The following is a 26769-nucleotide window of genomic DNA, read 5'->3' on the forward strand; positions in this document are numbered from 1 at the left end:
GGCGGAGACCTGGTGCCGGGACGTGTTGAGGGTGCCGCTCCGGGGAGGTGCCGCGAGCCACTAAATCGCTTGCCGCCTGGCGTGGCAGGCGGTCGGGTTGCGTCTCATGAGCAGTGGACAGATGCATCACGGACAGCACCCCGTCACCGAAGCCCTCGTCGCCCAGTTGGTCGCCGGGCAGTTTCCCCGGTGGGGCGGCCTCGGTGTCTCCCGGCTTCCGTCCGGGGGCACCGTCAACGCCATGTACCGGCTCGGCGACGACATGGTCGTACGGCTTCCTCTCGTCGAGGGAGGCGCCGGTGATGTGGCGATGGAGCAGGAGTGGCTGCCCCGGCTCGGCGCCCGACTCCCCGTCCCCGTCCCCGAAGTGCTGGGAGCCGGAGCGCCCGGCCACGGGTATCCGTTCCCTTGGTCCGTCTACCGGTGGATGCCGGGGCAGGTCGCCGAGGCCGGGGCGTTGAGTGAGCCTTCCCTGCTGGCCGAGGACCTGGCTGCGTTCGTCGTCGCCATGCGCGGTGTCGCACTGCCGGGGGCGCCCGCCGCCCATCGCGGCGGGCCCCTCTCCTCGCTCGATGCCGAGACCCGCGCCGCCATCGACGCCCTGCGTGAGGGGCACTTCGAAGAGGGCTTCGACTATGACGTTGTCGCCTCGGTGTGGGAGCGCGCCCTGCGCGAGCAGCCCGACGCCGGCGCCGCCCCCGTCTGGCTGCACGCCGACCTCATGCCCGGCAATCTCCTCCTGGACGGCGACGGCAGGCTCGCCTCGGTCATCGACTTCGGGTGCGCGGGAGTAGGCGACCCCGCCTGCGATCTCTTCCCCGCCTGGAATCTCCTGCCCGCCGACGCCCGGCAGGTCTTCCGTGACGCCCTCGACGTCGATGACGCCACGTGGCGGAGCGGGCGGGCCCGGACGCTCTCCCAGGCCGTGATCGCGCTCCCCTACTACCGGGAGACCAACCCCGCGATGGCCCGCAACGCCCGGCATGTCATCCGGGCCGTCCTCGATGAGCTCTGATCGGCCTCGATCCTTCCTCTCAGGCCGAGTTACAGTCTGAAGTCCGAGAGTCCGAAGATCTGAAGTCACACCAATGGGGGGCCAGTCATGGCACTGTTCGGAAACGCTCACACGATCGACCCGATGACCGCGCAGCAGGACTACGCGCGACTGCTCGGCAACGGTGAGCAGGTGCAGGCCGCGTACCTGCTGATCCGCGACACCATGCTCTTCACCGACCGCCGCCTCGTCCTCGTAGACAAGCAGGGGATAACCGGCAAGAAGGTCGAGTACCACTCGGTCCCGTACCGCAGCATCACGCACTTCTCGGTGGAGACCGCCGGGCACTTCGACCTCGATGCCGAGCTGAAGATCTGGATCTCCGGGACTCACGAGCCGATCCAGAAGACCTTCACCAAGGGCGTCGACATCTACGAGGTTCAGGCGATCCTCACGCAGTACGTCGCGCGCTGAGTCCTTCGCCTTCGCCCATTCGCCTTCGCCCATTTGTTAGTTCGTGGTGCGAATCTGCCCCTGCGAATACCCGGTGAATACCGGCCCGCCCCCGCTGCCGTATTCTGAACCCATGGCACATTCCGAGGGTGAGCACATGGGGATCGCCGCCGCTCTGGTGCGTTCCTCATTCCTGGTGAACGCCGTGTACGCGGACTCCGCGAAGGACTATGGACTGACCGCCCAGCAGGGGCAGTTGCTGTGCGTGCTCATGGGACAGCCGTACGGGATGAGCGAGTTGGGCGCGGTGCTCGGGCTCGCGAAGTCGAGCCTCACCGGCCTGGTGGACCGCACCGCCCAGCACGGCCTCGTGCGGCGCGAGCCGGATCCGCGTGACGGGCGGGCCGTGCAGGTGGCGCTCACCGCCAAGGGCAGCGCCACCGTCGACGAGTTCTACGCCGAGACCTGCCGCCGCATCGACCAGCTGCCGTCCGGCTTCAGCGACGCCGATCGCGCGAAGCTGGCGGAGCTGCTTGCCCGGGTCGTGCTTGACAACAAGGTGCCCGCGGTCTTCGTGGAGTGACCAGGGGCTCCTCGTGGAGCAGCCGAAGCGCCGCCCGCCCTGTCCGCCGTGCCGTCACGCCACGCCGTCACGCCGTACCGTCACGCCGTGCCGAACAGCTCCGCGAAGCGGCCCGAGAGCAGGTCCCTCCCCTTGTACTCGCTGACCGCCTGTGCGGGCAGGACCGTCGCCCCGTCCGGCGTGGGCATCTGGCCGACGCCACCGTTCGGGCCGAGCGGGAGCAGGACCGAGGGCACGGGCGATGGCTGGTAGACGGCAGCGGGCTGTTCGCCGCGCACCTGGGCGAGGATGTTCTCCGCGATCACCTCCGCGTGCTTCATCGCGTGTCCTGCCATCTTCGCCTCGGCGACGTCGGTGAGGTCCCCCAGGGCGTAAATGTGGTCGTGGCCAAGGACGTTGAGCCGGTCCGTGACCCTGATCCGGCCCTGCGGGGCGCGGGCCGCGTCGAAGGCCTCGTCGTCGAGATGGCCGCCGTTGACGCGTACGCCGTAGCAGCGGAACCAGATGTCGGCGGTCACGGCGTCGCCCGCCGTCGTCGTGACGGTGAACGTCTTCGACCGGCCGGGTTCGCTCGGCGGCTCCTCGGTGAGGGCCGTGCCGAGCCGCAGGTCCACGCCGATGTCCCCCAGTTGACGGTGCAGTTCCGCGCGCACCTCCGGCAGGAAGCCCGGCATCAGCTCCTCGGCCGGGTCCACCACCGTCACCTGCTTGTCCGGCCACACCGCCTTGATCTCACCGGCCAGCTCAAGGCCGACCGGCCCCGCGCCCGCCAGCAACACCCGCCGGGCCGACGCCAGTTCGTCGTGCGTCGCGTGGATCCGTTCAAGCGCCTCGCTGGTCACGTCGGTGTCCGTCTTGGCGGGGAAGGGGTAACCGGAGCCCGACGCGAGGACCACATAGTCGGCGTCCACGCGCGCACCGGATGCCAGGACGACACCGCCGGCGTCCACCGAGGCCGCCCGCTCGCGTATGACCCTGCCGCGCCGCAGCAGCTTGTCGTACGCGAAGAACATGTGGTCGCCCGCCCACTCCGGCTTGACGAGGGCGCGCAACGCCCCGGCGGCGTGCACGAATGCGTCCTTGGGCTCGATGAGAACCACGTCGGCTCCGTCGTCGAGGGCCTTGGCCACCGCGGCGCCTCCGTATCCTCCGCCGATGACCGCCACCGTACGGCGGTCACTGCTGCGGTCAGCGCTCTGCGTAGTACGACTCATTGTTCTCACTCCTGGTGACCCGTGAACCGAAGCAGGATGTAGTTCGCCCTACGAACCATATTAGTTCGTAGGGCGAACTGCAATCCAACTTCGGTGCATTCAGGCCGTTCAGACCGTGGGTACGCGGTCCAGGAAGCCGTGCACCGCGCGGATCCGGCCGTCATCGGCGAACCTGACCACGTCGAAACCGGCGACCGGCGCCGAGCCGTCCGCGACCGACACCAGTTCCCAGCCGAAGCGCGCGATGTCGTGGTGGGCGTCGACCGCCCCGGCCAGGCGGAACTCGAAGCCCGGGAACTGCTCCTGGGCCCCGGCGATCACCGCGGCGATGCCGGCGTGCCCGGAAACGTCGGCCATGGGGTCGGTGTAGGTGCCGTCCTCGCTCAAGGCGGCGGCCACGGCCTTGGCCAGGTTCTCGGTGCCCTTGGCGTTCCAGGCCTCGAAGTAGCGGGCCACGGCGGTCTCGTACGCGGAAGTCTCGTTCACGGAAATCTGGTCGGCGGACATGGTGGTCGCCTCCTGTGAGGTAGTTGTCTTGACCGGCTCTGCGATGACCTCAGCTTCGCGCGGCGCCGCTCGCGGGTCGATTACGTCCGAGGTAAAGCGGGCCGGTGGGTGTCTTCTCATGGCGGTGCCGCTGTGCTTGCCTGGGGGCCCTTTCTGTCACTGGGGCGGGAGTTGGCACATGCGCAAGGCGTGGACCGGTGCGGTGCTGGCCGCTTTACTGCTGCTCGGGGCGTGCGGTGACCCCGGCTCCGGGGGCACGCCGGACGCCGTCCCGGAGAACCCCGGCGGCACGCCGCGGGCCGAAGCCCCGCGGGTCGATCCCTCTTCGTCGCGGCCCTCCACCACCACCCGCCAACGCGCCGCGGAGAAGCCCCGCACGCCCCGGACCACCGGCGCCCCCAAGGTCCTCTACCTCGGCGACTCCCTCGCCATGGAGAACCAGAGAGTCCTGGGCGCACAGCTTGGCGACGAGCTCGGCGCGCGCTACCGCAGCGCTCCCTACTCCGGCACCACCCTCTGCGATTACCTCGACGGCACCGGCAAGGACTCCCTCGTCCCCGACAAGGACAAGGCCGCCGCCCTGGTGCGCGCGGAGCGGCCCGACTACGTGGTCCTCCAGTTCTGGGGCAACGCGTGGGGCTACACACCGTGCATGGACGGCATCACGTACGACAAGCAGCGCGAGAAGTACTTCGACCGGTACGCCGCCGACGCGAGGGCGCTGACCGCGCAGATCAACTCCGCCGGCGGGGCGGACCGGCCCCGTATCGTGTGGGTGCTGCAAGGGCCGGACCCGATCACGCCCGACCGCGTGCGCCGCGTGAACGGCGTCTACGCGGCGCAGGCGAAGGCCTCCGGGGGGCTTGTCGCCGACGCGGGCAAGGCGGTCGCACCCGCGTCGGGGCGGTACACCTGGGTGGAGAAGCTGCCGTGTACGGCGTACGAGGTGAAGAACCCGGCGTACTGCACGGGGGCCGGCCGCGCGGCCCTGCACCGCGGTGACGACTATCTGCACTTCTGCCTGGCGCCCACCACCGCCAAGTCGCGGCCCTGCCCGGTGCGGTCGCCCGGCATTCGCCGGATGGTCGCGGAGATCACCCGGGTCGTCGCCCAAGCGGGCTGAGCGTTCCGCCGGATGGGCCGCTGCCCGTTCGGCCCAAGCCCGCTCGCGCGCCCCGTAACGCTGTCGGACGCTGTGAATTCCTGTTCGACAGAGAAAGGGTCCGCCCATGAGCAGCAGCGGAGCGAACAACCCGCGGGCCGCGAGCCCCTGGGCGACGGGCGGCGCGATGTTCGCGGGTGTCCTGATGCTGGTCAGCGGCATCCTCAGCGTCCTCGAAGGCATCGCGGGTATCGCCAAGGACGACGTCTACGCCCGTATCGGGGACTACGTCTACAAGTTCAACCTCACCACGTGGGGCTGGATCCATCTGATCCTCGGCATCCTGGTCGCGATCACCGGCTACGGCATCCTCAAGGGCGCGAGCTGGGCCAAGGCGTGCGGTGTCGCGCTCGCCTCGCTCTCCGTCGTCCTGCACTTCATGTGGCTGCCGTACCAGCCGATCTGGGCGCTGATCGCGATCGCGATCGGCATCTTCGTCATCTGGGCGCTGTGCACGGACCACCATGACCGCGACGCCGGCCGTGGCGTACCGCCGGGCGGTGACGCGGCTTCGGGCGGCTGGGGCCCCAGGAACACCGCCACCGGCCCCGGCCCGTTCGCCGAAGGCGCCGGCGGCCCCGGCCGCACTCCGCCCGCGGCTCACTGACCGGCCGCGAGGCGGGTACTGACCGGGAGGGCTCATGAACTACGGCGCGACGCCCCGGGCACGCGCCCTGCTCCCGCTCGTCGTGCCCGCGCTGCTCGTCGGCGTCGGGTCCAGCCTCATCCTGCTGCTGCTCAGCTGGGTCGCCGAACGGCTGCAGGATCTGCTGTGGGACACGCTGCCCGACGCGGCCGACGTCTCCGGGACCTCGGTGGGGTGGATCTTCGCCGTACTCACCGCGGCGGGACTCGTCGTCGGGCTGCTCGTGTGGAAGATGCCGGGGCACGCCGGGCCCGACCCCGCGACGCTCGGCCTCGTCGATCCGCCGCTTCCGGTCCGGGTGCTCCCCGGTATCGCGCTGACCGTCATCGTCGGCCTCGCGGGCGGCGTCAGCCTGGGCCCGGAGAACCCCATCACGGCGATCAACATCGCCCTCGCCTACGCGCTCGGCGTGAAGGCCATGCCCCGTACCCCTGCCGCGGAGTGGCTCATGCTCGCCGCGGCGGGGACCATCGGCGCCCTCTTCGGCACTCCGGTCGCCGCCGCGCTCATCCTCTCCGAGGTCGCCGTCGCCCCTGACCCGCGGCCCTTGTGGGACCGGCTGTTCGCGCCGCTGGTCGCGGCGGGCGCGGGGGCGCTGACCACCGTCCTGATCGCGCACCCCACGTTCCGGATCGACGTCGAGGCGTACCGCGGGCCGCACTGGGGCGACGTACTGTCCGCCATGGTCATCAGCACCGCGGCGGCGGCCGTCGGACTCTGCGCGGTGTACGTCTTCCCCTACCTCCACCGGGCCTTCCGGCAGCTCGGACACCCCGTACTGATGCTGACCGTGGGCGGTCTCGTACTCGGTGCCCTGGGCGCGCTCGGCGGTCACCTCACCCTCTTCAAGGGCCTGGACGAGATGAAGGAGCTGACCGCGCACTCCGCCGACCATGACGCGGGCAATCTGCTGCTGCTCGCCCTGGTCAAGCTGCTCGCGCTCTGCGTGGCCGCCGCCTGCGGCTTCCGGGGCGGGCGGATCTTCCCCGCGGTGTTCGTCGGCGTGGCCATCGGGATGTTCGCGCATGCCCTGGTCGACGCGGTGCCGCCCGCGCTGGGGATCACCTGCGCCATCCTCGGCGTCCTGCTGGCCACGACGCGGCAGGGCTGGCTGAGCCTGTTCACGGCCGCCGTCGTGGTGATGGACCTCAGCCTGCTGCCCGTGCTGTGCGTGGCCGCGCTGCCGGCGTGGGTGCTGGTGACGGGGCGGCGCGAGATGCAGATCGAGGAGGAGCGGCCGGGGCGGGACGTCTCCGCCTCCGTCGCCTCCTGAAGGCCACGCCCGTTGCGTCAGAAGGCCGCCGGGCCTCCGTTCGCCGCCACGGTGTCGCGCACCGCGCGGACGAACTCCTCCAGACGCGGGGTGCCCTGCGCGGCGGTGCGCCAGATCAGCGCGACGTCGGCCGACGGGACGTCGTCCAGGGGGACGAAGGTGATGTCGGGCCGCGCGTAGTACTTCTCCACGGAAGCGACGACCGGCGACACCCCCTGCCCCGTGCCGACCAGCGTCATCAGCTCCTGGAAGCCCGCGACGGACCGCCCGCGGCGGATCGGCAGCCCGCGGGGCGTGACGCGCGGGACGTGGAAGTCCCACCAGTAGGCGGGGGCGCCGTTGACGACGCCGAAGAAGGTCTCGCCCGCGAGTTCCTCCAGGGAGACGCTGTCGCGCCCGGCCAGACGGTGGCCGAGCGGCACCGCGAGCATGCGGGCTTCGTTGATGACGACGGGCCCGACGGTGAGGTCGGGCTCATCGACGGGGAGGCAGGTGAACAGCACGTCGGCGTCGCCGCTCCGGAGCGCGCCGAGCGGGTCCCCGTACTGGGTCTCCCGCATCCGGACGTCGCAGCGCGGGCAGCGCTCGCGGAACGTCCGCAGGATCGCGCTGGTCAGCGTGCCCGCCCCCGACCCGAGGAAGGCCACGGTCAGCTCGCCGTCGACGCCGCGCGCCATGTCCTTGGCGCGGGCGACAGCGGCCTCCATCCGTAGATGCAGCGGCGCGAGATCGTCGTACAACTGGCGGCCCAGCGGGGACATCTCGACCTTGCGGCTGGTGCGCTCGAAGAGCGGGGCGCCTATCTTGCGCTCCAGCCTCTTCACGGTCTGGCTCACGCGGGCCTGCGAGAGCAGCAGGCGTTCGGCGGTGCGGCCGAAGTGGAGTTCTTCGGCGAGGGTAAGGAAGGTCTCCAGCTCCTGGCGTTCCATGCTCCTGCGCCACCACCCCGCCCGTAGAAGGCCTTGGTAAGGCCCTGACCTGCATCGATAAGTCTGAGCGTGCCGATCGTTTCATGGATCGCCGTTGATCGGGTGGTGGCCGGGGCGGATCTTGGAGGAGTCCGGTCCACGGACGCCGCCACTCCTCCCAACTCCCCGGAGACTCCCATGCTTTCGCGCACTCGCACCTCCGCCGTCGCCGCCGCCGCGGCGCTCGCACTGACGGCGGGTATCGCCGCCACGGGAGCCCAGGCGTCCGGTCCCGCCTGGACCGCCGCCTGGGCCGCGTCGCCGCAGCGGGCCAGTACGGGCTTCAAGCCCAACTGGTCGGAGGACGGCTTCTCCCGGCAGACGCTGCGCCAGGTCGTACGCGTCACCGAGGGCGGCGACAGAGCCCGCATCCGGCTCTCCAACGCGTACGGCACCTCGCCGCTGCACATCGCGGGCGCGACCATCGCGCGTACGAAGAAGGGGGCCGCGGTGGAGGAGGGATCGGTGCGGCGGCTCACCTTCGGGGGGAGAGGGGCGGCGGTGGTACCGGCGCGGGGTCAACTCTCCAGCGACGCGAGCGGGTTGAAGCTCAAGCGCTTCGAGTCCGTCACCGTCACGCTTCATCTCGACCGCACCACTGGGCCCGCGACCTTCCACGCGCAGTCCTTCGCCACGAGTTACCGGGCGGACGGGGATCACGTCGCGGACGCGGGGAGTGGGGCCTTCGACGAGTCGACGGAGTCCTGGTACTTCCTCGCGGGGGTGGATGTCGGCGGGGAGCGGGGCCGGGAGCCGTCGCGCCGTGACCGCGGGATCGTCCTCTTCGGCGACTCCATCACCGACGGCTTCGCCTCCTCCACCGACCGCGACCGCCGCTGGTCCGACGCCCTCGCCGAACGCCTCGCCAAGGAGGGCACGCCCCGGCCCGTCCTGAACGCCGGCATCGGCGGCAACCTCGTCCTCAACGACTCGGCCTGGTACGGGGAGCGGGGGACGGCACGGTTCGGGCGCGACGCGCTCGACCTGCCGGGGGTGGGGACCGTGGTCGTTCTTGAGGGGTTGAACGACATCGGGTTCAGTGAGAGCGATACGCCTACGTACAAGCCCGCGCCGGAGGTCGGCGCGGAGGAACTCATCGCCGGGCACCGGAAGTTGATCCGGGCCGCGCATGCGAAGGGGGTCAAGGTGGTGGGGGCCACGTTGTTGCCGCTGGGGGGATCGGATCACTACGGCGAGCGGGCCGCGAAGGTGAGCGATGAGTTCAATGAGTGGGTGCGGTCCTCTGGGGAGTATGACGGGGTCGTGGACTTCGACCGGGCGTTGGCCGACCCGAAGGACGGGGAGCGGATTGCCCCTGAGTACGACAGTGGGGATCACCTGCACCCCAACGATGCGGGGTATCTGGCGATGGCCCGTGCGGTTGACCTCGACGAGCTCTAGTCCCCGCCCCGCCCGTCCTCAAACGCCGGACGGGCCAGAAGATCCCGGCGCGGAGGCGATCGCCCGCGCCGCGACCACCTCCTGGCGGAGTGGCTCAAGGACGCTCTCCTGGGGGCCCGTGAACGACGTCGGGACCTCCTCCAGGGTCTCCGAGCCCCGGAGCCCCTCGCTCAACTCCCGGAGCTGGCGGGCCACCTCCCCCACCTCCGTGAGCGTCGGCACCCCCGCCCCGTGACCGATCCGCACCCGCGCGGCGGTGGTCGCGTCCACGATCCGCTCGACCGCGATCACCAGCGGCCACCACGCCGCCGCCCTCGCTCCCATCGGGGGCGGTTCCGTCAGGGCTCGCTGGAACTCCGTGCGGATGACGGACATGTCGCGGTACAGGCCCCGCCGCATCCGCGCCCGCTCGGCGGGGTCCACAGCCGTGCCGAAGGCGCTCTCGACGTACGACGCCGTGTCGGCGACCGCGTCCGCCAAGCGGTCGCCGATCCTCGTGTGCCAGCTCTCCGGCCAGAGCAGGTAGCCCGCGATCAGGGTGATCGCGCAGCCGATCAGGCTGTCGACCAGGCGTGGCACGACGAGCCCGAAGCCCTGGTGGTTCAGGACGTCCGACAGGAGGAGGATCACCGGGGTGATCGCTGCCGTCTGGTAGCCGTAGCCCCGCGTCGTCAGGGCCGGGATCAGCGCCGCGAGCAGCATCATCACCGGTACGTCCCACCAGCCCCTCGGCACCTGGGACAGGACCGCGGCCGCCACCACGAGCCCGGCCGCCGTGCCAAGCGCGCGCAGCACCGCCCGTGAGAAGACCGAGCCGAAGTCGGGCTTGAGTACGAACGTGACGGTGAGCGCCACCCAGTACGAGCGGGGCACCTCGATCAGTGACACCAGGGACTGTGCGATGCCGATGCAGAGCGCGAGCCGCAGGCCGTAGCGCCAGGACGCGCCGGACAGCACGACGTTGCGGGCCGCGCGGCGGGCCCGTACGCGCAGGGCGGCGGGGTGGGGCAGGTGCACCACGCCGTGCGGGTCGGGGTCGTTGAGGAGTTCGGCCATGTGCCGCAGGGCGTGTTCGACGGCGTCGGCGGAGGGGTGGAGCGGCTCGGGGAGTACGGGTTCGGGGATCGCCGTGGTCGCGGGCGCGGCCACCGCGTCCGCCAGGCGGCGCACCTCCGCCGGGAACTGCGGCGGCATCGGGATCCCGCACTGGTGCGCGGCGGGCGCGGCCTCGACGATCGGTGTGATGGCGTTCAACTGGGCCATCAGGCGCACCAGATCGGGATTTCGGCCGTGGGAGCGGGTGCGCCGGGAGAGGACGAGGTCGTACGCCTTGTTGAGGGAGGCGGTGACGGCCGTGCGCGCCTCGTGGTACTCCTCCGTGCCCGCCGCTTCGAGCAGCGCGGCCACACTGCGATACGTCGCGGCGACGGCGGCCCGCTCCGGGACGCCGGACCGCAGCGGCCAGGCGAGCAGGGCGAGGGTGAGGACCAGGAGGCCGCCGCCGGTCATCAGGGCCGGGGCGAGCCACCAGTCACCCGGCATCGGAAGTCCCGCTCCCACCACGGAGTTGAGCAGCAGGAGCAGGCCGGCCACGGACGCCACCGCCCCGATCGTCGACATCATCCCGGAGACCAGCGCGACGAGCGTGACCACGCCGACCGCGACCCAGCCGTGCCCGAAGACGAGCGAGCCGATGGTGACGCCGATCGCGCCGAAGAGCTGCGGTACGGCGATGTTGAGGATCCGCATGCGGTACGCGTCGGCGGTGTCGCCGATGACTCCGGAGAGTGCGCCCATGGAGGCGAGCGCGCCGTACGCGGGCTGCCCCGCCGCGAGGCCGACCAGGAGGGGCAGCGCCATGGCGACGGACGCGCGCGCCACCGCTGCCCAGGGGACCGGCGCCGCCTGCGGTTTGAGCGTCCTGACCAGCCAGGGCGGTGGGGCCAGAGCGCTCAGCGGGCCGGGTGGTGCGGGTGAATCGCGGCGGCGCATACGGCCATTATGGCCGTCTCCCACCGTCTGACCTGCGGGCTACGTGCTACCGCTGCGGCGCGTGCAGCGTCAGGTCCACCACCAGGGCCCGGTGGTCCGTGTCGCCGATCTCCAGGAAGTGGGCGTCACGGGCCGAGAAGTCCGGGGTGGCCAGGACGTGGTCGATCTGCGTGCCAAGGGGTGACATCAGGGTGGCGGGCCAGCTCGGGGTGCGGGCGGAACCGGCCAGGCGGGCGGCGTCGCGTACGCCTCCGGTGTCGAGGAGGTCGCGGAAGGCGGCGTGGTCCTGGGTGGCGTTGAAGTCGCCCGCGATGATGGAGGACCGGTCCTCGCGCCTGCCATCGGCCGCGTAGTCGCGGAGTCCCGCGAGCTCGGAGCGCCAGGTGCCGAGCTGGCGTGGCAGCGGCGGCATGGGGTGGGCGAGCTGGACGCGGACCTGGTGGCCGCCCTTCAGCTCGGCCACGGCGCCGGGCATGCCCAGCGTGCCCGCGACGCCGTTCGCCTTCTTCAGGGGCAGCTTGCTGACGATCACCGAACCCTCGGCGCCACCGGCCTCGCTGGCGGCGCGGTACGGGTAGTCGGTGCGGGGCAGTTCGTCGCGCAGGAGGTCCGAGCAGATGTAGTCGCACTCCGGGACGAAGAGGAGGTCCGGCTTCTCCCTGCGGACCGCCTTGATCAGGCCCTCCGTGCCCTGGCCGAACTCGACGTTCGACGCCATGACGCGGATCTCGGCGACGGCCGGGCCGTGCGGGTCGTCGGTCTTGCCGTACGGCTCCATGAACCAGGCGACCCCGCCGAGGGCGATGACGCCCCAGACGAGGCCGACGCGCCAGCGGGCGAGCGCGGCGAGCAGGAGGCCGCCGATGGCGGGGGCGAGGAGCCAGGGCAGGAAGGCGAGGAGCTGCGGTATAGGGGTGAAGCCGTCGGAGTCGGCGGTGCGGAAGCCGAGGATCGCGGTGACGCCGGCCAGGAGGAGGGCGGAGAGCCAGGCGGAGAGCCGTCTGCTGGGGCGCCTCTTCGCCTGCGGCTCGGGCCAGTCTTCCTGGGGGGCCGTCCTCGCTGCCGTTGCGCTGTCCAAGGCCGGCCTCTCTGTCTGGTGGGATCTCGAATCCTCCCTCAGAGACGGCTGGATGTGGGGGAAGGGTTGCATTTCCCCTACATGGGCCCCGTACAAGATGTCCTCAATCGGCAGTTTCAGCCCGTCCGGCGTTTGAGGACGAACTCGGCGGAGCCGGTGATTTGCGGCGCCGAAGCAGCCACGCGGCAAGCGCCACCCCCAGCCCCACCGCGAGAATCACCCACCCCGCCACACTCAGCGTGAGCGTCAACGCGTCGTACACCGCGCCCGCCGCCGCGCGCGAGACGTCCTTCGGGAGGTCGTCGAGGGTCAGGCCGCGGCCCACCATGATCGCGACCGCCAGGACCGCCCCGCCGAGTGCCGCGCCCAGGGCCGTGCGGATGACCGCGCGGCGGCGGTGTACCGCCAGGAGGATGCCTGCCGCGGCCAGCAGGACCGCCGCGACCGGCAGCCAGAGGCCCGCCACCTGGAGCATGTGGAATCCCTTTCCGAAGGGTCCTAGGTCCGAGGACTCCATGAGCCTCACCTCGGTGTGCGTGACCGGGATGCTGCCCGCGAACGGCACGCCGTCGGCGGCCAGTTGGCGCTTGACCCGCTCAGTGATCGGCGCGAGGTCGATGGACACCGCGCCGCCGTCCGGGTCGCTCAGCGCGTCCTGAACCGCCTCGTGCGCCGCGCGGTTCGCCGCGGTCCAGGCCGTCTTGAAGGCCTCTGTCCTGGTGAAGGACCGCACGGCGTCCCGTACGAACGACTCGACCGTGCCCCGCAGCGGGCCGACGTCGATCTCCTTCATCACCGAGTCCGTGACCGCGCCTGCCACCGCGTCGCGCACATCGGGGTCCGAGGCCAGCGGCGCCATCGTGGCGACGTACTGATCCGCGTCCTGGATCTCGTACTTCGCCCAGGTGGAGAGCGCGCCGAGCGGCACGAGGAGACAGGCGAGCACGAGGAGCACGGCGGACAGGGGACGTCTGAGCACGCCCCCATCCCAGAGCCCCGCTCACGTGGGACGCGAGCGGGGCGACTGCATACGGGTCAAGTGATTCCCACCCAGGGGGCACCCAAGGGGCACCCGGGGTTCGCCCGTCTCCGGTGGAACGTTGGCCCGGACGGGTGTTTGCTGGAGGGGAGGAAGAGGGGGAGGAATGAGGGGTGGAGGGGGGACGGGGGGTAGAGGAGGTCGATCATGCGGACCACTCCGGCCCTGAGAAGCACTCCGGCCGCTCTGGGGACTCTCGCCGCCGCGCTCATGACCGCGGGCGCCCTGTCCCTCGGGGGTGCCTCGCCGGCATCCGCCACCGCGGCGCCCACCCACAACAACCACGACGTCATCTGGGGAACGATCGTCGCCCCCCATGACCTGAAGATCCGGGACGCGCCCTCCACCGGCGCCTCGGTCGTCGCGAAGCTGCCGTCGGAGAGCCAGGACCGCGTCGAGTGCAGGACGCACGGCACGAGCGTCTTCGGCGACACGTCCTGGTACTGGCTGGGCGGGGTGCAGGGCTGGGCGAGCGCCGCGTACGTCGATGTCGGCGGGCAGCAGGTGCCCAGCTGCGCCACCGCGGATCCCTGCCAGCAGTACAAGCCGTGCTGGGACACCTGCCAGGGCGGCTACAACCGGTATCACTGATGCCGCCGACGCCGCCGAGTTGCCGCCCGGCGCGGGCGGGTGTGCCCTGGAGGAACGGGGGCTGAGGAGTCTGGAGGACCCGTCATGGCTCATGTGGCACCCACTTCATCCATGCCTCGCGTACGCGGGGGCTCCCACGTCACCGGAATCGCACCGGTCGCCGTGGTGCTCGGCCTCGTCTACGGCCTCTGGGCGGCGCAGATCTCGCGTGACGCGGGCCCCGTCACCGGCTGGAACGTCCTGCTCGGCGTCGTGACCGGGGTCGTCTTCGCCGCGGTCTTCCTCGGCCTGTGGCAGACGGCGCACCGCCTGCCGCGCGAGCTGCGCGCGGCGTCCTGGGCGACCTTCGCCGGAATCTCGTTCGGCTACCTGTACAGCCTGACCGGGGCGACGGTCCTGCGCTCCACGATCATGGCGCTCGCGGTGGCGGCAGCGGTGTTCGCGGCGACGTTCTACCGGTACTACACGCGTGAGTGACCGGAGCACGTGCGCACACCACTGATGCCCCTCGGCGCTGTCCGCGCCGAGGGGCATCAGTGGTGTGGGTGGGTCCAGGTCAGCCGACGCGGTCCAGCTTGTCCAGCGCCTTCGCGAGCCCGTTGGCCCACAGCTGGTCCACCTGGCCACGCTCGTTGGCGTCCGGCTGCGAGTTGGTGCAGGAGGTGCCAGGGCCGCCCCCGGACATCAGCTCGCTGCACGGGCCCTCGTAGTGGTCCGGGAGGCCGAGCACGTGACCCGTCTCGTGCGCCGTCACACGCGTCGAGTCGTACTCCTGGTTCTGCGCGTAGTCCAGGAAGATGTATCCGCTTCCGTGGCCGTCCGTGCTCGCGTACGAACCGCGCGGGTCGTTGCCCTCGCGGTACTCGAAGCTCGCACCGCCGCTCCCCTCCTGGAGCTTCACGTTGGACACCGCGCTGTTCCATATGGAGGCGCTGCTGGCTATCTGCTGCGCGAAGGTCGGTGCGCCGGAGGCGTCGTACACCACCGTGACCTGCTTCGTGCCGGGGTTGGCCGCGCGCTTCTCGGCGACCGACTTCAGGACGGCCTCGAAGAACGCCTTGTTGGCGGCGGCTTCCTCGCCGGAGCCCGCGTAGTTGGCGTACGCGGAGACGGATGACGGCGCGGTGGGGGTCGCGGCCGTCGCGGATGTCGTGCCGAGACCGGCGGCGGCGAGGCCGAGGACGGCCGCCGCGGAGAAGTAACGCCTGTTGATGTGGAGCTTCATGTGTGGGGGGCTCCCTACTCGTTCCAGAAAGGTGAACGGTTCGGTAACGGGAGTGTCGGGGAGCCTGGGGCGTCCGGGGATGATGGCAAGTGGCGATAGCGCCGGGATATCACCACCTCGCGTCCAACTCAGGGCGTTCACGTGGGGTTTGTGAGTCTGGTGCGCCGTCGCCCGCCGCTCTACGCTCACAGCCATGGAGCTCGAGGTGAGGCACCTCCGCGCGCTGTGCGCCATCGCCGACACCGGCAGCCTGCACAAGGCGGCACGTCAACTCGGCATGAGCCAGCCCTCGTTGACGACGCAGCTGCGGCGCATCGAGCAGGAGATCGGCGGCCAGCTCTTCGCCCGCGAACGCACGGGCTGCCGACCGACGCCGCTCGGCCGCGTCGCCCTCAGCCGGGCCCGCCCCCTGGTCAGCGAGATGCGGGCGCTGGTCAGCGAGACCAAGGCGGCCGCCGCGCGCGCCTGCGAGGGCCCGCAGCTGCGCATCGGATCCACCGCGAGCCGTGCCATACCGGGCTGGCTGCGCCGGCTGCGGGTGCGCGTGCCCGTCACCGAGACCTCGCTCCAGATGGACGTCTCCGCGAACGCCCTGCTGCGCATGGTCGCGGCCGGCCAGCTCGACGTCGCCTTCGTGCACGAGGTCGAGGGAAGCCCGCTGCGGCTCCCGGAGGGGCTCCGGCAGCGCGTACTGGTCGAGCGGGAGCCGCAGTTCGTCTCCCTCGCGGCGGACCACCCGGCGGCTTCGCGGTCCGTCGTCCGCCTCACCGATCTCGCCGCCGACCGGTGGATGGTGGACCCGACGGTGGACGGCGAGTGGGACGGCCTGCTCCGGGTGCTCCGCGAGGCCGGGCTCAACCCCCGCATCCTGCACGGCGATTACCACACCGCGTCCTCGCTCGTCGCCACCGGCGAGGTCGTCACCCTCTGCCAGCCGACCTCACGGGCGAGACCCGAGATGGCGGTCCGCCCGCTGCACGGCGACCCGCTCGGCGTGCGGCTGCTCGTGGCGGCGCGTACGGAGGCGGAGCTCGACGCGGTGTACGGGGAGCTGGAGGCCTCGTACTGGGAGGCGGCCCAGCAGGCGCCCGCGTACGGGGAGTGGCTTGCGGGGCGGAGAACCGCGGGGGCCGGTGACGCGGGGGAGGCGGTTCCGGCGCCGGCCGCGTGAGCTGAGCGCGCCTTGATGGGCGGGCGCCCCATCGGCAGGAGCGCCCCACCGGCAGGGGCGCCCCATCGACTCACCGCTCGCTCAGACGCCGATGTCGCTGCCGTCCTTGCGCCACACCGACACGACCGACGGCCGGACGATCTTCCCCGGCCCGTCGGGCCACGCGCTCGCGGGCTTCTCGACGGACGCCCCGTCGACCTCGCCCGGGTGCTGCACGGAGACCAGCACGCGGCGGTCCTGGACCAGCGGGCCGCAGGTCTCCGCGCCGTTCGGCATGGTCAGGAACTGCTTGAGCTCGCCGCGCCGCTCCCCCTTGGTCGCCACGCCGAACAGGCCGTCGTGCGAACCGAGTTGGTTGCCGTCCGTGGAGATCCACAGGTTGCCGTGCGGGTCGAAGGCGACGTTGTCCGGGCAGGAGATCGGGCTGACCTTGTCCTTCGGGAAGCCCGCGAAGTACGTCGCCGGGTCCTCCGGGTCGCCCGCGACGAGGAAGAGCGACCAGGCGAAGGTCGTCGACTCGGCCCGGCTGCGGCGCTCGGTCAGCTCCAGGACCTGACCGTGCTTGTTGAGGTTGCGCGGGTTGGCCTCGTCGGCACCGGCCTTGCCCGCCTTGCCGCGGTCCGAGTTGTTCGTCAGCGCGACGTACACCTTGCCGGTGTGCGGTGACGGCTCGATGTCCTCGGGGCGGTCCATCTTGGTGGCGCCGACCTTGTCACCGGCCTGGCGCGTGAAGACGTACACCTCTTCGGCGCTCATGCCGTCGACGTGCGAGACGGCGTGGCCCTTCGGGCCCGCGGTGGCGAGCGGGATCCAGACGCCGCTGCCGTCGAACTCACCGTCGGCGGGCAGCTTGCCGGTGCCGTCGATGTCGCCTGCGGGGGAGTCGCCGGTCAGCTTGGCGACGTACAGCGTGCCCTCGTCGAGGAGGGTGAGGTTGTGCGCGTGCGCGGCCCGCGACTTGCCCTTGGCGACGCGCTTGCTGCTGACGAACTTGTAGAAGTAGTCGAACTTCTCGTCGTCGCCCATGTAGACCACCGGGCGGCCGTCGTGCGTCAGGCGCGGCTGCGCGGCCTCGTGCTTGAAGCGGCCGAGCGCGGTGCGCTTGCGCGGGGTCGACTCCGGGTCGTACGGGTCGAGTTCGACGACCCAGCCGAAGCGGTTGGCCTCGTTCGGCTCCTTGGCGAGGTCGAAGCGGTCGTCGAACCGCTCCCACTTGCGCTCGGATGCGGCGCCGATGACGCCGTACCGCTTGAGGCGTGCGGCGGCGGCCGGGTCGGTGACCTTCTCCGCGTTGGCGAAGTACTGGTTGAAGTTCTCCTCACCGTGCAGGGTCGTGCCCCACGGGGTGGTGCCGCCGGAGCAGTTGTTGAGGGTGCCGAGGACGGTGGTGCCGGGCGGGTCGGCCTTCGTACGGACGAACGCGCTGCCCGCCGCGGGACCGGTGAGCCGGAACTCGCTGGTGACGGTGAGACGGCGGTTGAGCTGGTGGCGGGTGACGGCGGTCAGCTTCCCGCTCCCGCGCTCCTCCTCGACCACCACGACGGAGAGACCGTGCGCGGCCCAGGCGATCTCGACCTGCTCGCGGGTCGGGTTCGCCGCGTCGTATCCCCTGAACATCAGGATCTCGTCGGTGTACTCGTGGTTCGCGACGAGCACCTGGCGTCCGCGCTCGCGGTGCAGCGGGAGCAGGGAGAGGAAGTCGTTGTTGTAGCCGAACTGGCCGGCCTGCGCCTTCGCGGTCTGCTTGTCCGCGTCGAAGGCGGGGGCGCCGCGGAGGATGGGCTCGCCCCAGCGGATGACGACGTTCTGGGCGTAACCGTCCGGGATCGTCACGGAGTCGGCGGTGTTGGGCGCGACGGGCGTGAAGCGGAGACCGCGCGCCCCCTTTTTGCTCTTGTTGCTCGCCGGTACCGCGGGTTTCTGTACGGCGGCGGCTGCCTCCGGGGCCGCGGGGCCCGCGAGGACGGCGCCACCCGCCGCGGTCGCCACGGTCACGACCGCGGCGGCGCGCATCATCGAGCGGCGGCTGAGCGCGCCGGCTATGACGTCACCGACGTATTCGTTGCCACTGGTGTTGGGCACCTCGTGGAAGCAGGCATCACCACACCGGAACCGGCAGGTCATGGCGGAACGGCCGCCGCTCCCCTGGTGCGAGGTGATGATCGGCAGCAGTTTGGGCACGGTTCCTCCGCTGGGTGATGGCGTGGCTTGATTCCGCCGTGACGTTAGGCGCGGAGGTCGGCAGGGCGACGGCCTGAGCGTGAACGGGAGGTGAACCGGGGGCGCACAGAGGGAAGTTGGGGCGCGGGGGCGCGGTGCGGGGGCGGTGCGGGTGACGTGGGGGCGACCCTCACCAAGATCGCGCATTGCGGCGGCTAACCTTACGTGTCCGCCCTGGCCAGGGGTTATCGGGAATCAACTCACGCGAAGGGGTGCACCCATGGGCATTCTGAGTGTCCTGCGGAATGCGTTCGGTCGGTCACGCAAGGGGGAGTCCGCGGCTGCTGAGGCTTCCGCGGCGCCTGAAACGGCTGGGGGTGCGGAAGCGGAAGTGGAAGCTCCGGAGCCGCGGGCGGCTGCCGCTTCGGCCGACGCTTCGGTCGGCGCTTCGGTCGGCGTGCCCGCGCCGTCCTCCGAGCCTGTGCCTTCGGCGCCGGAGCCCAAGGCTTCGGTCCCGGCACCTAGTACTGAGCCTTCGCCTTCGGCGCTGGACGATCTTGTCGCGGCGGCGTTCGACCGCGAGCGGGTGACGGTGCCTTCGCCTTCCCCGGAGCGGAACCCTGCGGGCACCGCTCCCACGGAGGAGGCGGAGCCTGCCCCTGCCGAGGAGCCCGAGGCGGAGCCGAGCCCCGCCGAGGAACCCGAGCCCGAGGCGGTGGCCGACCCCGCCGGGGAGGCGGAGCCGGCCCCCGTCGAGGAACCCGAGCCCGAGGCCGTGGCTGACCTCGACCCGGTTCGTGCCGACGCCGCTGATCAGGAACCGTCAGTTGTGCCCGCCCGTCCCGCCGAGCGGGACAATCGCCCACAACAGGACACCCCCGCCGAGCCCGAAGCCGTGGCTCCCGCAGGCCCCGCCACCACCCCCGCCAAGCTGAAAAAGCACGCCCCCGGCCTCGCCGCCGCCTACAAGGCCGCCGGTACCGCCCTCAAGAAGCGGGACCTCACCGGGACCCGCGCCCCGGTGTACCTCGTGCTCGACCGCTCCGGGTCCATGCGGTCGTACTACAAGGACGGCTCCGCCCAGAGCCTGGGCGAGCAGGTCCTCGCCCTGGCCGCCCACACGGACCCCGAAGCCACCGTGCACGTCGTCCTCTTCTCGACGGACATCGACGGCACCGGCACCCTCACGCTCCCCGAGCACGAGGGACGTATCGACGAGCTGCACGCCGAGGCGGGCCGCATGGGCCGCACCAGCTACCACCGCGCGATCGAAGAGGTCGTAGCCCATTACGAGAAGTCGGAGCACAAGGGCGACCCGGCCCTCGTCGTGTTCCAGACGGACGGTCCCCCGGACGCGAAGGGCCCCGCCAACCAGGCCCTCGCGGACGCGGCCGGGCATCCCCTCTTCTTCCAGTTCGTGGCGTTCGGTGACCACGAGGCGAAGGGCTTCGACTACCTGCGCAAGCTGAAGGCGGAGAACGCGGCCTTCTTCCACGCGGGCCCCACCCCGCGCGAGCTCACGGACGCGGAACTCTACGAGGGCCTGCTGGCGGCCTGGCGCCCGTAGCCGCACAGACGGTCCCAGGGGGTGGACAAGGATCCGCACAGGGTCCACCCCCTGGAATCGAGGTGAATCGCCCACTCCATGGCCGTTAGGATTTCGACCATGGCGGCCACTGGATCCGAGAAGCAGGGGACGAGCGAAGACGCAAAGGCGTTCTACGTATCGACCCCCATTTACTACGTCAACGACGCTCCTCACCTGGGCCACGCCTACACGACCGTCGCAGGGGACGTGCTCACGCGCTGGCACCGTCAGCGCGGCGAGAAGGTGTGGTACCTCACCGGCACGGACGAGCACGGTCAGAAGATCATGCGCACTGCCGAGGCGAACGACGTCACGCCCCAGGAGTGGTGCGACAAGCTCGTGGACGAGGCCTGGCGGCCTCTCTGGGAGCACCTGAACATCGGACACGACGACTTCATCCGTACGACGGAGAAGCGTCACACGGACCGCGTGCAGGAGTTCGTCCAGGATCTCCACGACAAGGGTGAGATCTACAAGGGCGGCTATGAGGGCCCGTACTGCGTGGGCTGTGAGGAGTACAAGCTCCCCGGCGATCTGATCGACGGCGAGGGTGAGTACGAGGGGCAGAAGCTCTGCCCCATCCACAAGAAGCCGGTGGAGCTCCTCAAGGAGGAGAACTACTTCTTCAAGCTCAGCGAGTACGGCCCCAAGCTCCTCGCGCACTACGAGGCGAACCCCGACTTCATCCAGCCGGAGTCGGCGCGCAACGAGGTCGTGAACTTCGTCAGGCAGGGTCTGCAGGACCTGTCGATCTCCCGGTCGACGTTCGACTGGGGCGTCAAGGTCCCGTGGGACGACAAGCACGTCATCTACGTCTGGATCGACGCCCTCCTGAACTACGCCACGGCCGTCGGCTACGGCGCGGACGAGGAAAAGTTCAAGTCGACTTTCCCGGCCGACGTGCACCTGGTCGGCAAGGACATCCTCCGCTTCCACGCGGTGATCTGGCCCGCGATGCTGATGGCGCAGGGTCTGCCGCTGCCGGGCCGCGTCGCGGCGAACGGCTGGCTGATGGTCGGCGGCGAGAAGATGTCGAAGTCGAACCTCACGGGCATCAAGCCGCAGGACCTCACCTCGCACTTCGGCGTGGACGCGTACCGCTGGTACTTCCTGCGTGCCATCGCCTTCGGCCAGGACGGCTCGTTCTCGTGGGAGGACTTCAGCGCCCGCTACACGAGCGAGCTCGCGAACGACTACGGAAACCTCGCCTCGCGCGTGGCGGCCATGGTCGGCAAGTACTTCGGCGGCGCGCTTCCCGAGGCGACGGCGGCAGGCGCTGCTGAGCAGGCCGTGCGGGAAGGCCTGGTCAAGGCGGTCGCGACGGCTGATGTGAAGATCGGCGAGGAGCTGGACTTCCAGGCCGGCATCCTGGCGGTCTTCGCCTTCGTCAAGCAGGTCAACGGCTACATCACGGAGCAGGAGCCGTGGAAGGTGGCCAAGGACGAATCCCCGGAGGGCAAGGCCCGCCTGGCGACGATCCTCTACACGGCGGCGGAGTCGCTGCGCGCGGTGGCCGTCCTGCTGAACTCGGTGATGCCCGACACCTCGCAGAAGCTGTGGGACTCCCTGGGCGCCGAGGCCTCGCTGGGCGCGATCGCCGAGCAGAAGGTGCAGGACGCGGGCGTGTGGGGCCAGTTGCCGGTGGGTTCGACGGTGACGAAGGGCGCGGTGCTGTTCCCGCGTCTGGAGGAGCCGAAGCAGGCGTGACGCCATGACGGGCGGGCGGAGCCTTGAGCTCCGCTCCGTCCCCGGAATGTTCCGATCCGTACGGATTCACCCGGTTCGGTTCTGAACTGTCCTGAAGGGGCTCGCGATTCACGTCGCGGGCCCCTTCTTCTTGCCCAACTTGGCTGATTCATGCGGGTCAGGAAGCGATACCGATCACATTCGACCAGAACTCACGTCGTCTTCACATCTTCGTACGTACGCTTCACTGTATGACCACGACTCCCAACACCCCGGACGGGCCGCGCTCGGCGGCCGAGGTGAACGAGGAGATCCGCGCGCTCTGGCTTCGTACGGGCGGCTATCTCCGTCCCGAACAGCACCTGGAGTACGAACGGCTCGTGGCGGAGTGGGCCGAGGCGACGGCCGCGACCCCGCATCCCCAGGTCGCCTGACCAGGCCCGGCGCCCCCGCTCGGCCGCCGCGCGTCGCGTGACCTACCGCCTGGCGGCGACCGATTCCCCCTCGTACGCGTACGACCCCACCAGCCGTGCCAGCTGACGGCCCGCGGCCCGCAGCGGCTCCTCGCTGCGGTTCACCTGGGCGGTGACCTCGGCGCCCTCCAGGGCGCTGATCACGGTGGTGGACACCTCGCGCGCGTCCTGCTCGCCGAATCCGGCGCCCAGCAGCTTCTCTTCGACGAGCCGCTCCCAGTCGCGCAGCGCGACCGCGCACACCCGCTGGATCTCCGAGTCCGTGCCGAGCGTCTCCAGGGCGGCGGCGGTGACGGGGCAGCCGTCGGTCCAGCCCGACTCCCGCATCGACGCGGGCCACCACGAGGGCGACGTGGACCGCCTCGCGATGGGCCTGGCCAGCATGGAGCACGTGGTCCACACCCACCGGGACTCGGGCGTGGACGCGGCGCTTCCGTCGGCGGTGGCGGACCTGTTCCGGCGCGGAATGGAGGCGGGCCACGCGGCGGACAGCTTCTCCAGCATCGTGGAACTCCTGGGGAAGGGGGCGCCCGGAGGTCAGGTCACTCTGCGCTGACCTTGTGGACGGTCGTGTCGTCGGGGGCCAGGGGGCGGCCGTCCGCGGACAGGACCTCCAGGGCGCGGAGGGGATCCCCCTGGCGGCGGTCGACCAGCTGTGAATGCGGTTCGCCGGGGGCGAAGAAGTTCTGTTCGCCCCACTGCCGCAGCGCCACGATGACGGGGAAGAGCGCCTTGCCCTTCGGAGTCAGTACGTACTCGCGGTAGGCGCTGCCGTCCGAGGCGGGGACGGTTTCGAGGATGCCGCCGGCGACCAGCGTGCGCAGACGCGCGGTGAGGATGTTCTTCGCCACCCCCAGGCTCCGCTGGAACTCACCGAAGCGCCGGCTTCCGTCGAAGGCGTCCCGCACGATCAGCAGGGACCACCAGTCGCCGATCGCGTCCACCGACCTGGCGACGGGGCATTCACTGTCGTCGAAGCGCGTCCTCGTCACCATGGCGTCCTCACTTCCCCACTTCCTCATTTCCTCGCCCTCTTGCTGGTTGCAACATGCTACCAAAGGGCGTTAGCGTCTCTTTCTGGTGGCAAGTTGCAACCATGTTGGGAGGGGTGCCGATGTCCGGTAGCTGTGAGGCCGCGGCCCGAAGCCGGGAGGATTCCGCGTTCGTCCTGTCCCGCGGCGTCGTCTCCCTGTTCGCCGTCGCCTGCGGGGCCGCGGTCGCCAACGTCTACTTCTCCCAGCCACTCCTGGTGACCATGGGCCACGACCTCGCCATGAGCCCGGCGCTCGTCGGCAGCGTCGTCACCCTCACGCATGTCGGGTACGGGCTCGGGCTCTTCTTCCTTGTGCCACTGGGCGACGTGGCCGACCGCCGACGGCTCGTCGTGGGCCAGTTGACCCTCCTGGTGGCGGCCCTGGTCGCCGTGGCCGCCGCCCCCACAGCGGCGGTCCTGCTCGCCGGCATGGCCGCTACCGGGCTTCTCGCGGTCGTCACGCAGACGTTGATGGCCTTCGCGGCGTCGCTGGCACCCGCCGCCGGGCGCGGACGGGTCGTCGGGCTCGTCACCAGCGGCGTGGTCACCGGAATCCTGCTCGCCCGCACCGCGTCCGGTCTCCTGGCCGACCTCGCGGGCTGGCGCTCCGTCTACCTCGCATCGGCCTCGCTCACCGCCCTGCTCGCCCTGGTCCTGCACCGGGTACTGCCGCGCCACGGTGCCGCCCCGCCGACAACCCCGCAGCTCAGCTACGGACAGCTGCTGCGCTCCACGGTCACCCTGTTCGCGCGGGAACGGCTGCTGCGGCTCCGGGCCCTGTTCGGCCTGCTGATCTTCGCCGCCTTCAGCACCCTGTGGAGCAGCGTCGCGCTGCCGCTCAGCGAGGCCCCGTACTTCCTCTCCCACAGCGCGATCGGGGCGCTGGGACTCGTCGGTGTCGCAGGCGCCCTGGCCGCGACCGTGGCGGGCCGCCTGAACGACCGCGGACTCTCCCGGCGGACCACCGGCATCGCCCTGGCGCTGCTCGCCGCCTCATGGCTGCCGCTGGCCTTCACCCGCGGCTCGCTCTGGGCGCTGTTCGTCGGGGTGATCCTTCTCGACTTCGCCGTGCAGGCGGTCCATGTCACCAACCAGACCCTGATCTACGCCTTGCGCCCGGACGCGGGCAGCCGGCTGATCGGCGGGTACATGGTCTTCTACTCGATCGGCAGCGCCACCGGCGCCATCGCCGCGACCTTCCTCTACTCGGTGGCAGGCTGGGGCGCCGTATGCGGGTTGGGGGCGGTGTTCAGCTGCCTGGGGCTTGGGCTGTGGGGGTTCACGCGTAGGTCGTAGCGAAGGGTTGCGTGTTCACCCGTCTCACCCTTCCTCTCGCCCTTGCGAAGGCACTGGCATCCACGTGATGCCGCTTCGGCGCCACTTGGCGCCACTGCGACACAGGGCTCTATACGACACGTTCGCGCAGGTCAGGCAGGCAACAGCCCTCTCACGCCCCTCAAGATGCCATCACCGCCTTGCGCATGGCGCCATAGTGGTGCCATGATGACGTCATGGACCTCACGCCTTATGTCGACACCCTCCGCCGCGAACTCGCGGTGGCCGCCGAAGCCGGCGGCGACGAAGCCCGCGAGCTGGCCGAGCGGCTCACCGCTCCGCTGGAGTCGGCCACCCGGCTGACCATGCTCAGCGTGCTCTCCGCCGCGATGGGCGAGATCACCCGCGAACTGGCTCCCGGCTCGGTCGACGTACGGCTGCGGGGGCTCGACCCCGACTTCGTCGTGACGCTGCCGCCCACCGAGGGCAGCGCCCCCGCCGAGCCGACCTCGGCTGCCGAACAGTTCCAGAGCCCGGCCCCGGCCTCGGCCGACGGCGACGAGGGCGGCACCGCCCGCGTCAACCTGCGCCTGCCGGCCCACCTCAAGGCCCGCGCCGAGGAGGCCGCGGCCGGCCAGGGCCTTTCGGTCAACGCGTGGCTGGTGCGCGCCGTGTCGGCCGCGGTCGACGGCGGCGCCCGGCCGCGTACGACGGAGACCACCCACACCGTGGGACAGAACTTCACGGGCTGGGTGCGCTGACCGCGCCCCAGCCCGCACCACTTCATCCGACACCACGTCCCACCAGCGGGGACGCCCTGAAGACCCAAGAGGACGGGACAGCCATGCCTTCTTTCGAGACTCCCGAACCGATCTCGGCCACCGCCTACGTGAGCGCCGGGTCCATCCGGTTCGCGGCAGGTGACCGCGCCGACACCGTCGTCGACGTACGGCCCCGCGACGCGAAGAAGTCCCAGGACGTACGCGCCGCCGAGCAGACCGAGGTGGCGTACGTCAGCGGCGTACTGCGCATCGGGACGCCCAAGGGCCGTGTCCTCTTCGGACCCAGCGGCACCGTGGACATCACGGTCGAACTGCCCGCGGACTCCCAGGTGGAGGTGACGGGCGCATGGACCGAGGTGCGCGGCGACGGCCGGCTCGGCGAGGTCCGCGTGAAGACGTCGACGGGTGACGTCCGCCTGGATACGACAGGGCCGCTGTATCTGGCCCCCGCCCATGGGTCCATCACCGTGGGACGCGTCCAGGGGCCGGCCGAGATCACCACCAGCTCCGGCAGCGTGCGCGTCGGTGCCGTCGACGGCACCGCCGTGGTGAAGAACTCGCACGGCGCCACGACGCTCGGCGATGTCACCGGTGATGTGCAGGTCAACGGTGCCAACGGGGACATCACCGTGGAGCGCGCCCGGGGCTCCGTCTCCGCGACCACCGCGCACGGCACGCTGCGGGTGACCGAAGTCGTCCGCGGGACCGTCAAGTTGGAGACCTCCTACGGGGCCATCGAGATCGGCATCCGGGAGGGTACGGCCGCCTGGCTCGACGTCAGCTCGGGCCGGGGCGCGGTGCACAACTCGCTGGCCGCGTCCGACTCCCCGGAGAAGACCGAGGAGACGGTTGAGGTGCGGGCCCGCACGCGCTTCGGCAACATCGACGTCCGCCGCGCCCCGGCTTCCTGAGCCGCCGGCTTCCCCTCTCCCCTCTCTCACCTCGCTCCTGACTCCTCACTCCTCGAACGGGAGGACCCCATGCCTTTTTCTGTCATGTCCACGTCTACTGGAGCGTCGTCTCCTGCCGCCATCTCCGCCACGGATCTCCGCAAGTCGTACGGCGACAAGACTGTTCTGGACGGTATCGATCTGGACATCGCGGCGGGGTCGGTGTTCGCGCTGCTGGGTCCGAACGGGGCCGGTAAGACGACCGCCGTGAAGATCCTTTCCACGCTGATCTCCGCTGACGGCGGTCAGGCGCAGGTGGCGGGCCATGACGTGGCCACCTCGCCGGGTGGGGTGCGGGCCGCGATCGGGGTGACGGGGCAGTTCTCCGCCGTCGACGGGCTGATCACGGGGGAGGAGAACATGCTTCTGATGGCCGACCTGCACCATCTCTCCCGTGGTGAGGGACGGCGGGTGACGGCCGAACTCCTTCAGCGCTTCGACCTGGTGGACGCGGCGAAGAAGCCCGCCTCCACCTACTCCGGGGGCATGAAGCGGCGCCTGGACATCGCCATGACGCTGGTGGGC

At 70.8% G+C, this 26769-nt stretch carries 27 protein-coding genes and 1 pseudogene; 18 read left to right on the forward strand and 10 right to left on the reverse strand.

All coding sequences use genetic code 11. The features are described 5' to 3' along the window. The first annotated feature begins 106 nt into the window (after positions 1 to 106). The 3 genes from ACGFX9_RS28965 (at position 107) to ACGFX9_RS28975 (ending at position 2030) form a co-directional block, all read left to right on the forward strand. Positions 107 to 1015 (forward strand): aminoglycoside phosphotransferase family protein, encoded by a 909-nt coding sequence (locus ACGFX9_RS28965; RefSeq protein ID WP_393478502.1) that lies wholly within the window; start codon positions 107 to 109, stop codon positions 1013 to 1015. An 87-nt stretch (positions 1016 to 1102) separates the two neighbouring features. Beyond that, positions 1103 to 1468 (forward strand): PH domain-containing protein, encoded by a 366-nt coding sequence (locus ACGFX9_RS28970; RefSeq protein ID WP_393478507.1) that lies wholly within the window; start codon positions 1103 to 1105, stop codon positions 1466 to 1468. Positions 1469 to 1604: 136 nt separating this feature from the next. Next, entirely contained in the window at positions 1605 to 2030 is a 426-nt protein-coding gene (locus tag ACGFX9_RS28975) for a MarR family winged helix-turn-helix transcriptional regulator (RefSeq protein WP_393478632.1), read from the forward strand. 80 nt (positions 2031 to 2110) lie between these two features. On the opposite strand, the gene ACGFX9_RS28980 is transcribed toward ACGFX9_RS28975, so the two are convergent. Continuing rightward, complete coding sequence (locus ACGFX9_RS28980) at positions 2111 to 3244, reverse strand: NAD(P)/FAD-dependent oxidoreductase (RefSeq protein WP_393478512.1); 1134 nt, start codon at positions 3242 to 3244, stop codon at positions 2111 to 2113. Between the two features lie 108 nt (positions 3245 to 3352). Next, positions 3353 to 3751 (reverse strand): nuclear transport factor 2 family protein, encoded by a 399-nt coding sequence (locus tag ACGFX9_RS28985; RefSeq protein WP_393478517.1) that lies wholly within the window; start codon positions 3749 to 3751, stop codon positions 3353 to 3355. 178 nt (positions 3752 to 3929) lie between these two features. Between ACGFX9_RS28985 and ACGFX9_RS28990 the strand changes: the two genes are divergently transcribed. The 3 genes from ACGFX9_RS28990 (at position 3930) to ACGFX9_RS29000 (ending at position 6832) form a co-directional block, all read left to right on the forward strand. Next, positions 3930 to 4874: an SGNH/GDSL hydrolase family protein gene (locus tag ACGFX9_RS28990; RefSeq protein WP_393478520.1), complete on the forward strand. Its 945-nt coding sequence runs from the start codon at positions 3930 to 3932 to the stop codon at positions 4872 to 4874. Positions 4875 to 4980: 106 nt separating this feature from the next. Beyond that, entirely contained in the window at positions 4981 to 5520 is a 540-nt protein-coding gene (locus ACGFX9_RS28995) for a hypothetical protein (RefSeq protein WP_393478525.1), read from the forward strand. A 34-nt stretch (positions 5521 to 5554) separates the two neighbouring features. After that, a complete protein-coding gene (locus ACGFX9_RS29000; protein ID WP_393478529.1) occupies positions 5555 to 6832 on the forward strand; it encodes an ion channel protein in 1278 nt (425 codons plus the stop codon). 17 nt (positions 6833 to 6849) lie between these two features. Here the strand turns inward: ACGFX9_RS29000 and ACGFX9_RS29005 are convergent, their stop codons facing one another. Then, a complete protein-coding gene (locus ACGFX9_RS29005; RefSeq protein ID WP_393478532.1) occupies positions 6850 to 7761 on the reverse strand; it encodes a LysR family transcriptional regulator in 912 nt (303 codons plus the stop codon). Between the two features lie 177 nt (positions 7762 to 7938). Between ACGFX9_RS29005 and ACGFX9_RS29010 the strand changes: the two genes are divergently transcribed. Continuing rightward, positions 7939 to 9201 carry an SGNH/GDSL hydrolase family protein gene (locus ACGFX9_RS29010; RefSeq protein WP_393478536.1) on the forward strand — a complete coding sequence of 421 codons (1263 nt, stop codon included), beginning with the start codon at positions 7939 to 7941 and terminating at the stop codon, positions 9199 to 9201. 18 nt (positions 9202 to 9219) lie between these two features. Here ACGFX9_RS29010 and ACGFX9_RS29015 read toward each other — a convergent pair whose 3' ends face one another. The 3 genes from ACGFX9_RS29015 to ACGFX9_RS29025 form a co-directional block, all read right to left on the reverse strand. After that, positions 9220 to 11193, reverse strand: coding sequence for an FUSC family protein (locus ACGFX9_RS29015; RefSeq protein WP_393478538.1), 1974 nt, complete (start codon positions 11191 to 11193; stop codon positions 9220 to 9222). Positions 11194 to 11239: 46 nt separating this feature from the next. Then, complete coding sequence (locus ACGFX9_RS29020; protein ID WP_393478543.1) at positions 11240 to 12271, reverse strand: endonuclease/exonuclease/phosphatase family protein; 1032 nt, start codon at positions 12269 to 12271, stop codon at positions 11240 to 11242. Positions 12272 to 12374: 103 nt separating this feature from the next. Beyond that, positions 12375 to 13250: a hypothetical protein gene (locus ACGFX9_RS29025; RefSeq protein ID WP_393478548.1), complete on the reverse strand. Its 876-nt coding sequence runs from the start codon at positions 13248 to 13250 to the stop codon at positions 12375 to 12377. A 207-nt stretch (positions 13251 to 13457) separates the two neighbouring features. Here ACGFX9_RS29025 and ACGFX9_RS29030 point away from each other — a divergent pair, with 207 nt between their 5' ends. Both ACGFX9_RS29030 and ACGFX9_RS29035 read left to right on the forward strand, forming a co-directional pair. Then, complete coding sequence (locus ACGFX9_RS29030; protein WP_393478552.1) at positions 13458 to 13901, forward strand: SH3 domain-containing protein; 444 nt, start codon at positions 13458 to 13460, stop codon at positions 13899 to 13901. Positions 13902 to 14012: 111 nt separating this feature from the next. Then, complete coding sequence (locus ACGFX9_RS29035; protein WP_393478556.1) at positions 14013 to 14378, forward strand: hypothetical protein; 366 nt, start codon at positions 14013 to 14015, stop codon at positions 14376 to 14378. Positions 14379 to 14457: 79 nt separating this feature from the next. Here ACGFX9_RS29035 and snpA read toward each other — a convergent pair whose 3' ends face one another. After that, positions 14458 to 15126 carry a snapalysin gene (gene snpA / locus ACGFX9_RS29040; RefSeq protein ID WP_393478561.1) on the reverse strand — a complete coding sequence of 223 codons (669 nt, stop codon included), beginning with the start codon at positions 15124 to 15126 and terminating at the stop codon, positions 14458 to 14460. 193 nt (positions 15127 to 15319) lie between these two features. Here snpA and ACGFX9_RS29045 point away from each other — a divergent pair, with 193 nt between their 5' ends. Further along, positions 15320 to 16297 (forward strand): LysR substrate-binding domain-containing protein, encoded by a 978-nt coding sequence (locus ACGFX9_RS29045; RefSeq protein WP_393478565.1) that lies wholly within the window; start codon positions 15320 to 15322, stop codon positions 16295 to 16297. A gap of 81 nt (positions 16298 to 16378) precedes the next feature. Here ACGFX9_RS29045 and ACGFX9_RS29050 read toward each other — a convergent pair whose 3' ends face one another. After that, the gene (locus ACGFX9_RS29050; RefSeq protein ID WP_393478570.1) at positions 16379 to 18478 is read right to left on the reverse strand and encodes a PhoX family protein; all 2100 of its coding nucleotides are present in this window, start codon (positions 18476 to 18478) and stop codon (positions 16379 to 16381) included. A 370-nt stretch (positions 18479 to 18848) separates the two neighbouring features. Between ACGFX9_RS29050 and ACGFX9_RS29055 the strand changes: the two genes are divergently transcribed. The 3 genes from ACGFX9_RS29055 (at position 18849) to ACGFX9_RS29065 (ending at position 22165) form a co-directional block, all read left to right on the forward strand. Beyond that, complete coding sequence (locus ACGFX9_RS29055) at positions 18849 to 20024, forward strand: VWA domain-containing protein (protein WP_393478574.1); 1176 nt, start codon at positions 18849 to 18851, stop codon at positions 20022 to 20024. Between the two features lie 99 nt (positions 20025 to 20123). Beyond that, positions 20124 to 21752, forward strand: a complete 1629-nt coding sequence (gene metG, locus ACGFX9_RS29060) for a methionine--tRNA ligase (RefSeq protein ID WP_393478578.1) — start codon at positions 20124 to 20126, stop codon at positions 21750 to 21752. A 230-nt stretch (positions 21753 to 21982) separates the two neighbouring features. After that, a complete protein-coding gene (locus tag ACGFX9_RS29065; RefSeq protein WP_393478581.1) occupies positions 21983 to 22165 on the forward strand; it encodes a hypothetical protein in 183 nt (60 codons plus the stop codon). 42 nt (positions 22166 to 22207) lie between these two features. On the opposite strand, the pseudogene ACGFX9_RS29070 reads toward ACGFX9_RS29065, so the two are convergent. Then, positions 22208 to 22537, reverse strand: a pseudogene (locus tag ACGFX9_RS29070) (TetR family transcriptional regulator C-terminal domain-containing protein); the annotation flags it as partial. Here ACGFX9_RS29070 and ACGFX9_RS29075 point away from each other — a divergent pair. After that, a complete protein-coding gene (locus ACGFX9_RS29075; RefSeq protein WP_393478637.1) occupies positions 22455 to 22760 on the forward strand; it encodes a hypothetical protein in 306 nt (101 codons plus the stop codon). The pseudogene ACGFX9_RS29070 and the gene ACGFX9_RS29075 sit on opposite strands and share 83 nt — an antisense overlap. Here ACGFX9_RS29075 and ACGFX9_RS29080 read toward each other — a convergent pair. Beyond that, positions 22747 to 23199 (reverse strand): winged helix-turn-helix transcriptional regulator, encoded by a 453-nt coding sequence (locus tag ACGFX9_RS29080; protein WP_393478584.1) that lies wholly within the window; start codon positions 23197 to 23199, stop codon positions 22747 to 22749. The genes ACGFX9_RS29075 and ACGFX9_RS29080 overlap by 14 nt on opposite strands. A 119-nt stretch (positions 23200 to 23318) precedes the next feature. Between ACGFX9_RS29080 and ACGFX9_RS29085 the strand changes: the two genes are divergently transcribed. The 4 genes from ACGFX9_RS29085 to ACGFX9_RS29100 all read left to right on the forward strand — a co-directional run. Beyond that, on the forward strand, positions 23319 to 24533 hold the full coding sequence (locus ACGFX9_RS29085) for an MFS transporter (RefSeq protein WP_393478588.1): 1215 nt from the start codon (positions 23319 to 23321) through the stop codon (positions 24531 to 24533). 215 nt (positions 24534 to 24748) lie between these two features. Continuing rightward, a complete protein-coding gene (locus tag ACGFX9_RS29090) occupies positions 24749 to 25273 on the forward strand; it encodes a toxin-antitoxin system HicB family antitoxin (RefSeq protein WP_393478591.1) in 525 nt (174 codons plus the stop codon). An 83-nt stretch (positions 25274 to 25356) separates the two neighbouring features. Continuing rightward, a complete protein-coding gene (locus ACGFX9_RS29095; protein ID WP_393478594.1) occupies positions 25357 to 26205 on the forward strand; it encodes a DUF4097 domain-containing protein in 849 nt (282 codons plus the stop codon). A 69-nt stretch (positions 26206 to 26274) separates the two neighbouring features. Continuing rightward, the coding region (locus ACGFX9_RS29100) for an ABC transporter ATP-binding protein (protein WP_393478597.1) at positions 26275 to 26769 on the forward strand (495 nt) is incomplete at its 3' end.

The sequence above is a fragment of the Streptomyces sp. NPDC048436 genome (genome assembly GCF_043200355.1).
Lineage (GTDB): Bacteria > Actinomycetota > Actinomycetes > Streptomycetales > Streptomycetaceae > Streptomyces.

What these genes read in the sequence shown, in the direction of transcription:
- ACGFX9_RS28965 (WP_393478502.1), top strand. Translation starts at nt 107, where the DNA reads ATGAGCAGTGGACAGATGCATCACGGACAGCACCCCGTCACCGAAGCC.
- ACGFX9_RS28970 (WP_393478507.1), top strand. Translation starts at nt 1,103, where the DNA reads ATGGCACTGTTCGGAAACGCTCACACGATCGACCCGATGACCGCGCAG.
- ACGFX9_RS28975 (WP_393478632.1), top strand. Translation starts at nt 1,605, where the DNA reads ATGGGGATCGCCGCCGCTCTGGTGCGTTCCTCATTCCTGGTGAACGCC.
- ACGFX9_RS28980 (WP_393478512.1), bottom strand. Translation starts at nt 3,244, where the DNA reads ATGAGTCGTACTACGCAGAGCGCTGACCGCAGCAGTGACCGCCGTACG.
- ACGFX9_RS28985 (WP_393478517.1), bottom strand. Translation starts at nt 3,751, where the DNA reads ATGTCCGCCGACCAGATTTCCGTGAACGAGACTTCCGCGTACGAGACC.
- ACGFX9_RS28990 (WP_393478520.1), top strand. Translation starts at nt 3,930, where the DNA reads ATGCGCAAGGCGTGGACCGGTGCGGTGCTGGCCGCTTTACTGCTGCTC.
- ACGFX9_RS28995 (WP_393478525.1), top strand. Translation starts at nt 4,981, where the DNA reads ATGAGCAGCAGCGGAGCGAACAACCCGCGGGCCGCGAGCCCCTGGGCG.
- ACGFX9_RS29000 (WP_393478529.1), top strand. Translation starts at nt 5,555, where the DNA reads ATGAACTACGGCGCGACGCCCCGGGCACGCGCCCTGCTCCCGCTCGTC.
- ACGFX9_RS29005 (WP_393478532.1), bottom strand. Translation starts at nt 7,761, where the DNA reads ATGGAACGCCAGGAGCTGGAGACCTTCCTTACCCTCGCCGAAGAACTC.
- ACGFX9_RS29010 (WP_393478536.1), top strand. Translation starts at nt 7,939, where the DNA reads ATGCTTTCGCGCACTCGCACCTCCGCCGTCGCCGCCGCCGCGGCGCTC.
- ACGFX9_RS29015 (WP_393478538.1), bottom strand. Translation starts at nt 11,193, where the DNA reads ATGCGCCGCCGCGATTCACCCGCACCACCCGGCCCGCTGAGCGCTCTG.
- ACGFX9_RS29030 (WP_393478552.1), top strand. Translation starts at nt 13,458, where the DNA reads ATGCGGACCACTCCGGCCCTGAGAAGCACTCCGGCCGCTCTGGGGACT.
- ACGFX9_RS29035 (WP_393478556.1), top strand. Translation starts at nt 14,013, where the DNA reads ATGCCTCGCGTACGCGGGGGCTCCCACGTCACCGGAATCGCACCGGTC.
- snpA (WP_393478561.1), bottom strand. Translation starts at nt 15,126, where the DNA reads ATGAAGCTCCACATCAACAGGCGTTACTTCTCCGCGGCGGCCGTCCTC.
- ACGFX9_RS29045 (WP_393478565.1), top strand. Translation starts at nt 15,320, where the DNA reads ATGGAGCTCGAGGTGAGGCACCTCCGCGCGCTGTGCGCCATCGCCGAC.
- metG (WP_393478578.1), top strand. Translation starts at nt 20,124, where the DNA reads ATGGCGGCCACTGGATCCGAGAAGCAGGGGACGAGCGAAGACGCAAAG.
- ACGFX9_RS29065 (WP_393478581.1), top strand. Translation starts at nt 21,983, where the DNA reads ATGACCACGACTCCCAACACCCCGGACGGGCCGCGCTCGGCGGCCGAG.
- ACGFX9_RS29080 (WP_393478584.1), bottom strand. Translation starts at nt 23,199, where the DNA reads ATGGTGACGAGGACGCGCTTCGACGACAGTGAATGCCCCGTCGCCAGG.
- ACGFX9_RS29085 (WP_393478588.1), top strand. Translation starts at nt 23,319, where the DNA reads ATGTCCGGTAGCTGTGAGGCCGCGGCCCGAAGCCGGGAGGATTCCGCG.
- ACGFX9_RS29090 (WP_393478591.1), top strand. Translation starts at nt 24,749, where the DNA reads ATGGACCTCACGCCTTATGTCGACACCCTCCGCCGCGAACTCGCGGTG.
- ACGFX9_RS29095 (WP_393478594.1), top strand. Translation starts at nt 25,357, where the DNA reads ATGCCTTCTTTCGAGACTCCCGAACCGATCTCGGCCACCGCCTACGTG.